This window comes from Pseudomonas sp. D1HM (assembly GCF_019266105.1).
GTDB classification, from domain to species: Bacteria; Pseudomonadota; Gammaproteobacteria; order Pseudomonadales; family Pseudomonadaceae; genus Aquipseudomonas; species Aquipseudomonas taetrolens.
Window position 1 is genome coordinate 79,832 of the sequence record NZ_LRMN01000025.1, and the last position, 13,366, is coordinate 93,197.

Annotated in this window: 10 protein-coding genes; 8 read left to right on the forward strand and 2 right to left on the reverse strand. The window is 58.4% G+C overall.

The window, feature by feature from the left end; all coding sequences use genetic code 11:
* Nucleotides 1-28 precede the first annotated feature (28 nt).
* Nucleotides 29-874, reverse strand: coding sequence for an SDR family oxidoreductase (locus tag AWM69_RS21120; protein WP_218728326.1), 846 nt, complete (start codon nucleotides 872-874; stop codon nucleotides 29-31).
* Nucleotides 875-1,293: 419 nt separating this feature from the next.
* Between AWM69_RS21120 and AWM69_RS21125 the strand changes: the two genes are divergently transcribed.
* The 8 genes from AWM69_RS21125 (at nucleotide 1,294) to AWM69_RS21160 (ending at nucleotide 12,534) form a co-directional block, all read left to right on the forward strand.
* Nucleotides 1,294-2,955 (forward strand): DUF1302 domain-containing protein, encoded by a 1,662-nt coding sequence (locus tag AWM69_RS21125; RefSeq protein WP_218728327.1) that lies wholly within the window; start codon nucleotides 1,294-1,296, stop codon nucleotides 2,953-2,955.
* 30 nt (nucleotides 2,956-2,985) lie between these two features.
* Nucleotides 2,986-4,353, forward strand: coding sequence for a DUF1329 domain-containing protein (locus tag AWM69_RS21130; RefSeq protein WP_218728328.1), 1,368 nt, complete (start codon nucleotides 2,986-2,988; stop codon nucleotides 4,351-4,353).
* A 95-nt stretch (nucleotides 4,354-4,448) separates the two neighbouring features.
* On the forward strand, nucleotides 4,449-5,579 hold the full coding sequence (locus AWM69_RS21135) for a YCF48-related protein (RefSeq protein ID WP_218728329.1): 1,131 nt from the start codon (nucleotides 4,449-4,451) through the stop codon (nucleotides 5,577-5,579).
* 35 nt (nucleotides 5,580-5,614) lie between these two features.
* On the forward strand, nucleotides 5,615-8,146 hold the full coding sequence (locus AWM69_RS21140; RefSeq protein ID WP_218728330.1) for an RND family transporter: 2,532 nt from the start codon (nucleotides 5,615-5,617) through the stop codon (nucleotides 8,144-8,146).
* 46 nt (nucleotides 8,147-8,192) lie between these two features.
* Nucleotides 8,193-9,164, forward strand: a complete 972-nt coding sequence (locus AWM69_RS21145; RefSeq protein WP_020300811.1) for a hypothetical protein — start codon at nucleotides 8,193-8,195, stop codon at nucleotides 9,162-9,164.
* Entirely contained in the window at nucleotides 9,161-9,979 is an 819-nt protein-coding gene (locus AWM69_RS21150; RefSeq protein WP_218728331.1) for an enoyl-CoA hydratase/isomerase family protein, read from the forward strand. The genes AWM69_RS21145 and AWM69_RS21150 overlap by 4 nt, the downstream gene beginning before the upstream one ends.
* Nucleotides 9,980-10,009: 30 nt before the next feature.
* Nucleotides 10,010-10,831, forward strand: a complete 822-nt coding sequence (locus AWM69_RS21155; RefSeq protein WP_032904481.1) for an SDR family NAD(P)-dependent oxidoreductase — start codon at nucleotides 10,010-10,012, stop codon at nucleotides 10,829-10,831.
* A gap of 98 nt (nucleotides 10,832-10,929) precedes the next feature.
* Nucleotides 10,930-12,534: an NAD(P)/FAD-dependent oxidoreductase gene (locus tag AWM69_RS21160; protein WP_060766166.1), complete on the forward strand. Its 1,605-nt coding sequence runs from the start codon at nucleotides 10,930-10,932 to the stop codon at nucleotides 12,532-12,534.
* A 101-nt stretch (nucleotides 12,535-12,635) separates the two neighbouring features.
* On the opposite strand, the gene AWM69_RS21165 is transcribed toward AWM69_RS21160, so the two are convergent.
* Nucleotides 12,636-13,301, reverse strand: a complete 666-nt coding sequence (locus AWM69_RS21165) for a TetR/AcrR family transcriptional regulator (protein WP_020300807.1) — start codon at nucleotides 13,299-13,301, stop codon at nucleotides 12,636-12,638.
* Nucleotides 13,302-13,366: the final 65 nt, after the last annotated feature.

Sequence of the window (13,366 nt, forward strand, 5' to 3'; positions counted from 1 at the left end):
CTGGTGAGGTTGTCGATGTGTTATCGCGTTATTTGCTGGCAGCGTTACGTGCCGCAATCGTCGCGGCAAAATCGCGTTTGAGGGTTGGGAAGTAAGCAATCTGTCCGCCCATGCCGCCGGCAATGTCGATCGAGGCAGCGCTGATAAAGCTGGCATATTCACTGGCCAGGAATAGCGCCATGCCGGCAACGTCTTCAGGTTTGCCATAACGCCCGAGCGGGACCACCTTCATCACCATGGCGTCGAACTCCTCGCGACTGACGCCAGGTCCCATTTCTTTGTAGTGACGATCCCATTGACCGGTATCGATCCAGCCCATGTTCAGGCTGTTGACCAGGATATTGTCTTTGGGCAACGACATGCCCAACGAGCGGGAGAGGGCGATGCACGATGCGCGGTTGATTACCGAAGGAATTCCGTCGGGCGTCGGAATCACCCCGGCCAGGGCGTTGATTTCGATGATCCGCCCCCAGCGCTGTTCACGCATGAACGGCACCACCGCTTGCACGAATCGGAAATGCCCCATCTGCAGAATGTTGGCATGTTCGAGGATGACTTCCGGGGTGAGGGTATCGAGGTTGCCGCCACGACCTTGACCGGCGTTGTTCACCAACACATCGACCCCGCCCCACGCGCGTGCAACTTCAGCAACAAACGCCTTGACCCCCTCACTGTCCGTCACGTCGACAGCCCGGGCAATTACTGCCTGGGCGTGTTCCGCGAGTTGCGCGCCGACTTCGCGCACGTCTGCCTCGCTGCGTGCGCAAATCGCTACCCGTGCCCCTTCAGATGCGAATGCGCGGGCGATGGCCAGACCAATGCCCCGGGAAGCGCCCGTGATGATTACGCGCTTGGCACTCAAATCAATATTCATGCTGGCTCCTCCTGTTTTTTTTCTGCCGGTTCAACTGCCGTTTTTCCTGTGCAACGCCACGAGTTATGTGGGTATGACAGGGCTATTGAAAGCCCAAAGCTGAAAAGCGTCAAAGTTTATTTGAACGTTTATTTGTTTTGTGTGCAGTATCTAGCAGCAGAGCACCTTCGCTGGAACGATTCCGCAGTTTGATGGAGATGAAATTCTAGATAGAGAATTGAAATCTTTATGTGGAATTTTATTTTGTGATCCGTTACGGTGACTTTCAGCTGAGGAGAGAAGTGGTTCTGGATGCGTGCCAGAGCTCTTGAGCGGACTGTCCAGGCGAGACATTCAACGATATTGTGGGTTGCGCAAATCGCTGGAAGGACCGTTTGAACACACATAGCGACTGAAAATAACAATAAAAGGTAGTGTGTATGAATCATAAGACCAAGCAGAGTCGGCTGGTACTGGCTCAAGGTGCGCTTACGCTGATGATGGTTGGGAGCGCTCAAGGCGTCATGGCGCTCTCATTCGATCTGCCGAATCCTGATTATCGCCTGCGTTGGGACAACACAGTCCGTTACAACTTGGGCATGCGGACTGACAGTCAGGACAGTCGCATCATGAACACGCCGAACTTCGACGAATCCGACGGCAAGTTCGATAAAGGTGACATTGTTACAAATCGTCTCGATGTGTTGAGCGAACTCGATTTTTCTTACCTCAACGAGTGGGGTGGACGCCTCAGTGGTGCAGGCTGGTTCGACCAGGCCTATAACGATCACGATGTGAAAAGTAACGTACCCGGCTACGCCACCAGCTATCACAACAATCGTTACAGCGATGAAGTGAAGCGCTACATGAACGGCCCGTCGGGAGAGATTCTCGATGCCTTCGTCTGGCGCAACTTCAACATCGGCGAGATACCGGTCAACGTGAAAGTCGGTCGTCATACCAACTATTGGGGTGAAAGCCTGTTGTTCGGGGCGCACGCCGTGTCCTACTCCCAGGCGCCCAGCGATGGTGTGAAAGCCTCGACCAGCCCGGGTATCGAAACCAAGGAAGTGTTTCTGCCGGTCGGGCAGATCTCGGCCAAGGCCCAGGTCACTGATCATCTCTCGGTTGCCGGTCAATACTTCTATGAATGGGAGCCCACGCGCATTCCTTATGGTGGTACCTATTTCGGCGCGGCCGACCCTTTGTTCGAAGGGCCGGACCAACTGCCGGTAGCACCTAACGGAGCAACGTTGCAGCGTCAGGATTCGCGGTTCGGTCGCGATGGCAAAAACTGGGGCGTGATGGCCAAACTCAACGTTGAAGAAGTCGAATCGACGTTCGGCGCCTATTATCGCCAGTTCGACGACTACCAGCCCTGGCTGGCCCCGCAGGTCAAGGCCGCGCTGGGTTCGTACCGGGTTGTTTACCCGCGTGGCGTGAAGCTGGCAGGCGTCAGTTTTGCCCGGGTTTTCAACACGGTTGCGGTCGGCTCTGAACTGTCCTACCGCATGAACGGTGCCTTGAATGCCACCGGCGTCAGCGCGCTGGACGACGAAGGCCCGCGCGGCGACACCATTCACTTTATTGCCAACGCTGTTTACGGCGTGCCGCGTAACTTCATTTCGAACAACGCGACCCTCGTTGGTGAGTTTGCCTACAGCCACCTGGATCGCGTGACTGAACACGAAGAGCTCTATAAAGGTGTCGGAAAAGCCGCTTGTACCAATGCCAGAACGCCAGGTATCGCCGGTTCCGGCAGCGAGTCGGATGGCTGCTCCTCGAAAGATTATTATGCGGTCGCGGTCAACTACACTCCGCAGTACATTTCGATCTTCCCATCCTGGGACATGGATGTACCTCTCACCGTCAACTACGGCCTGCATGGCAACGCACCAACAGCCGGTGGCGGCAGCGAAGGCGCGCTGGCTTACTCCGTCGGCGTCAAACTCACTTATGCCCAACTGTATGAGTTCGGTCTGCGTTATGCCGACACAGCTGCCCAACCGAAGAACCTGGCCAATGGCACCGTTGCCGGTAACGGCAACGTAGGCGGTGAAGACCGCGGCTGGCTGGCTTTTACCTTCAAAACCTCCTTCTGATAAATCAAACAAGAATCGGAGAACGTGTTCATGAAACGTCCACTTGCATTAACTGTCGTCCTGATGAGTTTTGCGACCTGTAGTCTCACAGCCGCCGCTGCTGGCGACGCCTCGGACCTGGGTAAGAGCCTGACGCAGTTCGGAGCGATTCAGGCCGGTAACGCCGATGGCACGATCCCCGCTTACGAGGGCGGCCTTACCACCGCTCCGGCGGGTTTCAAGCCTGACAGCGGGTTTTGGGTTGATCCGTTCAAAGATGAAAAGCCACTGTTTCGCATTGACGCCAAAAACGTCGACAAGTATGCGGACAAGCTCAGTGAGGGGCAGAAAACCCTGATCAAGAAATACCCGACTTACTACATCGACATTTACCCAAGCCATCGCACGACTGCCTATCCCAAAGCGGTACTCGATGCCACCGTGCGAAACGCCAGCAGCTGCGTGATCCAGAAAGACGGCCTGGCCGTTGATCCATCTTGCCGTGGTGGCCTGCCGTTCCCGATTCCAAAAAACGGCAACGAAGTGATGTGGAACCAGCAGGTGCGCTACAAGATCGGCACCGGTTACTCGACCACGTCTTCGTCCAACAGCTGGGTAGTCGACGCAAACGGCTCGATCACCAAAACCGCCGAACAGGCGACATTCGAAGAAACCCCTTACTACCAGGTAACTCAAGCGGATCGCGATCCGCTGATGTACGCACGGGTGTTCTCGCGCAATGACTATCCGGCCCGGCGCTCCGGTGAAGTGGTGGTGCTCACTGACTTCCTCGATCCATTGGCAAAGGCCCGTCGTTCGTTCAGTTATTCCCCAGGTCAGCGCCGGGTGAAACTGGCACCGGAATTTGCATTTGATACACCCGTTGCCAGCCAGGGTGGCGTGACGCTGTTCGACGAACTGCAAATGTTTTCCGGCAGCCAGGACCGCTTTGACTACAAGCTGGTCGGTCGCAAGGAAATGTATATCCCGTACAACGCCTACAAATTCTACTTCGGCGTCGCCAAGCAGGAAGACCAGTTCATGCCGCACCACGCCAACCCGGCGAACGAGCGCTGGGAGCTGCATCGGGTGTGGGTCGTGGAAGCAACGTTGAAGCCGGGCATGCGCCATGTCTACAGCAAACGCACTTACTACCTGGATGAAGATACCTTCGGCGTAGGCCTGTATGACGCCTGGGACAAGAGCGGCGCGTTGTATCGCTCGATCTTCCTCAGCGGCGTCCAGCTCTACGACAAAAACATTCCCTATAACGTGAAAAACGTCGTGTATGACTTCAACAAAGGCATGTACGCGTTGCTCAACGATGGTTTGAAAGGCGGCTACAAGTTCATCGACAAACCACTCTCCGAGCGTGACATGAATCCTGAAGCCATTGTGGCTCGGGTCACCCAGCGCTGATGTGATTTCGCCTGTCCTGCCTGCCGGTTTGCGCATCAAGCCGGGCAGGCAGAGCAGGTGTGTTTGCCACGCGGGATGGTTAAGGAATAAAAATAATGACTAGCCCTTGCCCTGTTTCTTTTCTTCTCTCCACTTCGCGCCTGCTCCTGGCTGTCGCGTTGACGATCGGCGCGAGCTCATTGCTGACGACGCCTGTCTACAGCGCCGTCGCGTTGTCGTCCGATTCGCTCGACGTGCCGGCGCAGCGGATCGATGAACACCTGCCCGCACCCTTGCTGTCGGTCGCCACGGCGGGCGACGCGATGATTGGCGTCGGCCTGCACGGGTTGATCCAGCGCTCCATCGATGAAGGTCGCACCTGGCAACAGGCCGATAGCCCGGTGTCCAGCGATCTGGTGCAAGTGCGGTTCCGCGACGAGCGTCATGGCTGGATCGTCGGTCACGATGCGGTCGTCATGCACACCAGCGATGGCGGTGACAGCTGGCAAGTGCAACTCGACGGGCGCCGCCTGTTGACCTTGCTCAACGCTTACTACGGCCCACGGGCCGAACAAGGCGATGAAGCCGCAGCCCAGATGCTCAAGGAAGTGGCTATGGCCGCCAGTACCTCGGCGACGCCGGACGTGTTGGCCGCACCCTTTCTCGATGTGATGTTCGATGAACACGGTAACGGATTTGCCGTGGGTGCCTTTGGCATGTTGTTGCACAGCACGGATGACGGCCAGAACTGGCAGCCATGGATCGAGCGCAGTGACAATGATCGGCGCATGCACCTGTATGGCCTGGCGGAACATGCGGGCACTTTTTACATCGGCGGCGAGCAGGGTTTGCTGTTGCGCCTGGATGGTCAGCAACAACGTTTCGTGAAAATCGATACGCCCTACACCGGCACTTACTTCGGCGTCCGCGCCTTCGACGGTCTGCTGCTGGCGTACGGGCTGCGTGGCAACCTGTTTGCCAGCCGTGATGACGGCCAGCAATGGCAGCCTGTGGCAACCAATCTCAATAGCAGCCTGGTCAGCATTGTCGAGCAGGGTGATGCCTTGATCGTCGTGAGCCAGGGTGGGCAACTGGTCAATGTTGACCGGCAGAGTTTGCAGGTCACCCCGCTGGCAGACGCGCGGGTAGGCGAGGTGTATGCAGCCAGTGCCACCAAACAGGCTGGGAGCCTGCTTGTCACGCGCTTCAGCGGCGCCAAGGTCATCGATATCGCCCAGGCCAACTAAAGCCCTCGGCACGATTCCCCTACGAGAAAGAAAAAATGGTCGAGCAAAAATTCAACAGTGGGATGCCAGTGATCGCCAATCTGGAGGACTTTGACAAAAACTCCGGTGGCTGGTTTGAACGGGTCATATTCCGTCATCGCATGGTGGTCGTCGTTGCCTGCTTGCTCGCCACTGTGGTGCTGGGCTTCTTCGCTACACGGCTGCAAGTCAACGCCAGCTTCGAAAAAATGATTCCCAGCTCCAGCCCTTACATCAAGAATTACCTGGCTTATAAAAACCAGTTGCCAGGCCTGGGCAACAGCATTCGCGTCGTGGTGGAAAACAAATCCGGTGATATCTACGACGCCGACTATCTACTGGCGCTGCAAAAGGTCAACGACACCCTGTACCTGATTCCGGGAATCGACCGTTCCTGGATGAAATCGCTGTGGATGCCCATCGTTCGCTGGAAAGAAGTGACGGAGGAGGGCATTGATGGCGGTGCGGTCATGCCATCGGATTACGACGGCAGTGACAAATCGATCACGGCCTTGCGCCGCAACATTATGCGTTCCGGGATCATTGGCAACCTCGTGGCGAACGATGGCCGGTCGAGCATGATTGTCGCGCCGCTGCTCGATACTAATCCGCAGACCGGACAACCCTTGGATTACGGAGATTTTTCCAAGCAACTGGAAGCACAGATTCGCTCGCTGGAAAGTGACAACGTGGGCATCCACATTGTGGGTTTCAGCAAGCTGGTGGGCGACCTGATCGACGGCCTGTATTCGGTCATGCTGTTCTTTGGTGCATCGGTACTGATCGCCGGGTTGTTCGTCTATTTCTATACACGCTGCCTGCGCAGTACGTTGCTGCTGGTGAGCGTGGCAGTGGCGGGGGTGGGGTGGTTGCTGGGTTTGATGCAACTCCTCGGCTACGAGCTGGACCCTTACTCCATCCTGGTGCCGTTCCTGATTTTTGCCATCGGGATCTCCCATGGCACGCAAAAAATGAACGGCATTCTTCAGGACATTGGCCGTGGCACTCATAAATACATCGCTGCGCGCTATACCTTCCGCCGCTTGTTTCTCACTGGCTTGACTGCGCTCCTGACCAATATCGTTGGTTTTGCCGTGCTGGTGATCATTGATATTCCGGTGATTCGCGACCTGGCACTGACCACCAGCATCGGCGTCGCCGTGCTGATTTTTACCAAGCTGCTGCTGATTCCGGTGGCGCTGTCGTACCTGGGCGTCAGTAAGAAAGCCGCGCGTATCGCCATCGCCAAAGATCAGGCCGGCGCAGAAAACCGGGGTTTTCTCGGGCGTCTGTGGAGCGGCCTGGATCGCTTCACCGAACGACCGATGGCCACGGCGGTGATTGCCGTATCGTTGGTGGTGACGCTGATTGGCAGCGTGGTGATGATGCACCTCAAGGTCGGTGATCTGGATCCCGGTGCACCGGAGTTGCGTGCGGATTCGCGCTATAACCGCGATAACGCCTACATCACCAGCCACTACGGACTTTCCAGTGACCAGTTCGTGGTCATCATGAAGACCAACGAAGACAGCTGCCGTCTGTACCAGTCGCTGCAAAGCATGGACAAACTGGCCTGGCGTCTGCGCCAGACGCCTGGTGTACAAACCACCCAGTCGCTGGCCGAAACCGTGCGCATGATCAGCTCCGGCATGGCTGAAGGCAGCCCGAAATGGTTGAGCATCAGCCGCGACCAGGCGATCACCAACTCGGCGGTAGATGCAGCGATGATTTCTGCTCCGGGGATCACCAACCAGCAGTGCTCGGTCACGCCATTGATCGCCTACCTGGCTGATCACAAAGCCGACACACTGAGTCGGGTGTTGAAAGTTTCTGAAGAGTTCGCCAAGGATAACAACACGCCCGCTGGCGCCGAACAGCCTGTGGAATTCCTCCTGGCTGCGGGTAATGCCGGGATCGAGGCCGCCACTAACATTGAGGTAGAGAAGGGCATCATCACCATGTACCTGGCCGTGTATGGCGCTACGGCCTTGCTCTGCCTGCTGACCTTCCGCAGTTGGCGCGCAACCCTCGTGGCGCTGATTCCTTTGCTGATGACTACGATCATCTGCAAGGCGCTGATGGTCTGGTTGGGGATCGGCCTGAAAGTAGCGACCTTGCCGGTAATCGCCGTGGGTGTCGGTGTCGGCGTGGACTACGCACTGTATCTGCTCAGTGTGCAACTGGCGGTGCAGGAACGCGGTGGAAGCCTGGCGGTTGCGTATCGCCGCTCGCTGGACTTCACCGGTCGGGTTGTGGCGCTCGTTGGCCTGACCATGGCCGCCGGGGTGATTACCTGGGCCTGGTCGCCGATCAAGTTCCAGGCGGACATGGGCATTCTGCTGACCTTCATGTTCCTGTGGAACATGCTCGGTGCGCTGGTGCTGATCCCGGCACTCTCGCATTTCCTGCTCAACCCGAAAGGCAACTCCAAGGCCGGCGTGACCCTCGATCTGGAGGACGCGCGCGCGCAACAGGAACCGCGCAAACCCGCGGCCAGCGCACCTACACCCCAATTGACCGAGCTCGCCATACCCCGGCGTGTCCGCTGACTAATAGCCGGGCACAGACCTGGCTGGCAACTGCAAGGAGAGAACAATGTTCGAGTTATTGATGAGTGCCGACATGATGGTTCCGGACCCGGACGGCATGACGGAAATGTTGGTCGACAAGCTCGGCATCTACAAACACGAACGCTGGCGCCAGGCGTTCGATAATCACCCGTATATTGCGCATTTCCTGCGGGTACACAAATCCCTCGCGGTATCGCCTACGCGCATTGAACCGCAGTGGCACCTGGATCGGCCGAACCCCGGTGATCCGTTGTTCCATGACTTTCTGGAAAGCCTGAAAGATTTCCAGGGGCATCATCGGCCGATGATCACGCACTCCATCGTGCTGGCCTTGCACGGGGACAAGTTCGATGCGCTGGTCGACAAACTGATGCGTCGTCGCTTGCCGTTTCGCATGGCGCAGCGCACCCCGGAAATGCCCTTCGACCGCTTGTGGCTGGGTGCTACTCCCGAACAACCGTATTACCAGCCCACTGTGGATGGCGGTTTGTGCATTGAGATCATGCCGACCGAGCCTTTGCAGATGCCGCCGGAAACCTATCAGTTGCCACCGATGCAGCCGCGTGATCTCAAGCCCGGCGACATGGTCCGCGTCACTGCCCGTGGCTTCCTGGTACGCGACCTCGATGAAACCCTGCGCAAGGTATCGACCAACCTCGACTGGGAACCGAGCGGGCCGGTCGAGAGCATCGGCAGCGAAGGTTACCGCCGTGCGCGTATGGGTTTCACTGTGCCGAACAGTGCCACCCTCGATGTCCTTGAGGCGACCTACTGGAACACCGACGCCGGCCACTACGTCAATAACTGGGGGCCGGGTCCGTATTACATCCGCATCGGTGTCAACGATCTGGCTGCCAAGGCTGAGGATCTGCGGTCACGCGGCACGCGGTTCCAGTGGATCGAATCCTCCGAGGCCGTCGGCGGCCGTGCGTTGATCAAGATCGACCCACAAGAACTCAATGGCCAGGTCTTCGAGTTCGAGGAGTGCCCTGTATGAACACAGCGCAAAAAACGCAGTCTCCTGTGCTGATCAACGATGCGGTGCGCCTTGAGCGTGATGCCATGGTGGGTTGGGTAATACTGACCCGGCCCCGGCAGATCAACGCCATCAACGACGATATTCGTCAGGGCGTGCCGCAAGCACTGGCGCTGTTGCAGCAAGACCTGGACATTCGTGTGATCGTGATTCGCGGGGAAGGTGAGCGAGGCTTTTGTGCGGGTGCTGATATCAAGGAGCGCCGTGGCCCGGAATCGAGCCTGCAAGTGCGGCAGCGCATGGAACAGGTGCGCTGGATCGAAGCGCTGGATGGCATCAGCAAACCGGTGATCGCTGCCATTCATGGTTATTGCATGGGCGGTGGGTTGGAACTGGTGCTGGCGTGTGACATCCGCTTCGCCGCGCCCGATGCCGTGTTCGCCCTGCCGGAAACCGGCCTGGGGCTGATTCCCGGCGGCGGTGGTACGCAACGGCTTTCCCGAGTGGTTGCACCGGGCCAGGCGTTGGACATGTTGCTCACTGGAGACCGGGTGGGCGCCGAACAAGCGCAGCGCATTGGCCTGGTCAGTCGCTTGGCCAGTGACAATGCCAGCCTGGTGGACGAAGTGCGAGCCTTTGCTCAGCGCATCGCCAGCAAACCACCCACCGCGTCGGCTTTTGTCAAACAAGCGGCTCGGGCGGCACTGGACATGGACCTCAAGCGTGGCCTGGATCTGGAGCTTGATCTGTTCGCCTTGCTGGCCCCGACCAAGGATGCCCGAGAGGCAGCCCAGGCGTTCAGCGAGCGGCGCGAACCGCGGTTTACCGGCGAGTAAAGCGCCACCCAAAACAATAAGGAATAGAACATGAGCACAGGAAAACTGGCAGGGCGAGTGGCCATTATTACCGGCTCCGGTGGCGGCCTGGGCGCTGAGTGCGCACGGGTGCTGGCGTCGCATGGTGCAAGTATTGCGGTGGTCGATATCAATTTCGAGGGGGCCACAGCCGTGGCCCAATCACTCCTCGCCGAGGGTCATCAAGCCTTGGCAATCGCCACTGACGTGTCCTCGGAAGACGCCGTGCGGGCGATGGTTGCTCAGGTTAAACAGCATTTTGGCCGTATCGACATTCTGCACAACAACGCGGCGATCCTGAACGCCGAGCAACGTCAGCTGGACCGCGATTTTGTCAACCTCGACATGCAGGCCTGGGACCGGGCCATCGCCGTCAACCTGCGCGGCGCAGTGCTGTGCACCAAACATGTGATTCCGGTCATGCTGGAGAACGGCAAGGGCTCGATTATCTTCGCCACTTCGGGTCTGGGCATGCAGGGCGATATGTCCCTGACCGGCTACGCCACCTCCAAGGCGGGGCTGATGATGCTGCCGCGCATGGTCGCCTCGCAATACGGCAAACAAGGCATTCGCGGCAACGCCGTGCAGATCGGCCTGGCGCCTTCGGAACACGCCATGCCTGAACCCTTGCTCGACATCCTGCGCGACAACCACTGCACTGCCGAGCTGGGCACGCCTCGGCAGATTGCCGATGTGGTGGCGTTCCTGGCCAGTGACGAATCCTCCTTCGTCACCGGCACCACGCTGGTCGCCGACGGCGGTTTCAGCAGCCACACCCCCTCCCTGGTGGCGATGCGCGCGCTGTTTGCGCAGATGGGTCGCACCGGCATGTAACCCTTGCCCGGCGCACCCTGTGCGGTGCGCCGCGGTTGATCTTTGCGGCCATAGCCGCCGCGTGCCGCTGTGGTTGAACTTCGACTTGGAATTAATTGATGAACCAGAACCAAAATGCGAGCACTACGGATTTTGATGTGATCATCGTCGGCGGTGGCACCAATGGCCTTTCGGCTGGCTGCTACCTGGGCCTGGAAGGCAAGAAGGTGCTGGTTCTGGAGGCATTGGACAAGGTCGGCGGGATGGCCTCCTCGGGTTACCTGATACCCGAAGCGCCGCAGCATCTGGTTCATCCCTGTGCCCTGGACATGATGTCGATGCGCGTGCATTCCCATGTACCAGCGGAACTGGGACTTGATCGACACGGTTTCAAATCGATAGAGCTTGCGCCGGGGTATGTGTACTTGCACCCGGATGGGCAATCGCTGATCTTCTGGCGCGATCGCGAGAAAACCGCCGCCGAGATCCGCCGGTTCAGCAGCAAGGATGCCGAGGCGTTTCTGCAGTTCATGAAAGTCATCGACATGTTCCTCGATATCGCGCTGCCGATGATGCGTGTCGACCCGGCCAAAACGAACCTCGGCGTGAAGCTGAAAATGCTTGGCACCGCGATCAAACACAAAGCCTTGAAACCCGAATTGATGGCGCTGATGACGGGCTCTGCATTGCAGGCGGCGCGTGAGCGCTTCGAACACCCGGTGACCATTTCCGCAATGTGCGCACTCACTGGCCTGGCGGGGGACATCAGCGCCGATGGCGGTGGCATCTATTACGCCTTGCTTGGTTTCCTCCATCGTTTTGGCGTGGGCCGGGTATTGGGTGGCATGCAGCAGTTGAGCAATGCCATGCAGGCTCGACTGGAAGAGCTGGGCGGGCAAGTGCTGGTGTCGGCCAGCGTCAGTGAAATCGTTGCCAGGGACGGTCTGATCAAAGGCGTGAAACTGGCGGATGGTCGTCAGTTCACCGCACGGGCAGTCATTGCTGGCTGCCACCCCAAGCCGGCGCTGGATATGGTTACCCCCGGCGAGATTCCCAAACACCTGTTGACCCGCATCGCCATGGCGCCGGCCAACGGTAAAGGCTCGGGGCCACTAAAGATAGATGTTGCCTTGCGTGGGCAGATTTCTGTGCCACGTTTCGCTGCCATTCGCGGCGATGGCGTGGATTTGCGTAAAACCGTCATGCTGATCGGCACCGAAGAAGCCGTGCTGGAAAACTTCGCCGCCTGCGCCCGTGGCGAAGTACCGAAATTGCCCTATATCACCGTCGCCGCTCCGAGTTCGGCTGACCCTTCACAAGCGCCAGCCGGGCAGGATGTGTTGTACATCTATCCGCCGGTGATGCCGGTAAATCCCAATGAAGGTTGGGACGCGCTGCGTGAGCGGGTGGCTGATCAGGTACAGGAACAGCTGTATGACTACATCGATGGGATCGAGGGGCAGGTGATTGGCCGACACATCGAGGCGGCTCCGGATTTTACTGCGCGCTTGAACACGGTGAATGGCTGCGTGGTGCATATCGACACCACCTCGATGCGCTCGAGCACCATGCGCCCGGCGTACGGTTTGGGCGGCGATACCTTGCCTGTGGCGGGGTTGTATCTGGGCAGTGCCGGTATTCATCCGGGCGGCGGGGTCAATGGCATGGCCGGGCGCTTGGCGGCCAAGCGGGTGAGCAAGTATTTGCGTAAAAAGGCTGACTGAAGCGGGTCGCTGATTCCAAGCCCAACAGAGAACCCACTGTGGGAGCGAGCAGGCTCGCTCCCACAGGGAAAGCTTATTGGGCGAGAGTGTGTGAACGGTGCTTAAACGCCGTCGACGTTTTTTTCTGCCCCCAACGAAATACTCGCCAGCACAAAATCCGCCGAGTACTGCCGCCACGTGGCCATGCCTTGCTCCGAGTCCGTATCCAGCCCGGCAAGCGCCGACATCGAATAGCGGTTGGTAAACCAGCCAGTAGTCACCAGCGAAGCGCTGGCCAACAACAGGCGCGGGTTGATGTCTGCGCGAAAATCACCACTGGCCGCCCCCCGCAACAGAATCGCATCGAGCTTGGCAATCAGCTTCGGTGCCATTTCCAGAAAGTGGTTACGCGGCGTTTCGTGGGTGTCATGGTAGCGAATGCCTTCCAGCGCCAGGCTGCCGAGGAAGGGGTCCAGACGGTACTGGTCGAAAAAATGGTTGAGCACGGCGCGCATCGCCACTGGCGGTGAAAGCTCTTCGACATTGAGATTGACCAGCTCGGACATGATGTTGTCCGAGGACTCATCCAGTACTGCTACAAACAGGCCTTCCTTGGAGTTGTAGTAGTGGTAGACCAGCTGCTTGGTGACGCCGGCTTCCCGGGCAATTTCTTCCACTCGCGCACCAGCCAGGCCTTTTCTGGCGAACTCCACGCGCGCTGCCGCGAGCAGGCGATTCATCGTATTGCGTTTGCCCTGTTCGCCACCTTCTCCTGCCTTTACCGCCACCTCGTCCTCCTCATGCCAGTTTTGGCCAGGTTATTCACACCTTGAAGCATTTCCCCGGGGGCCTT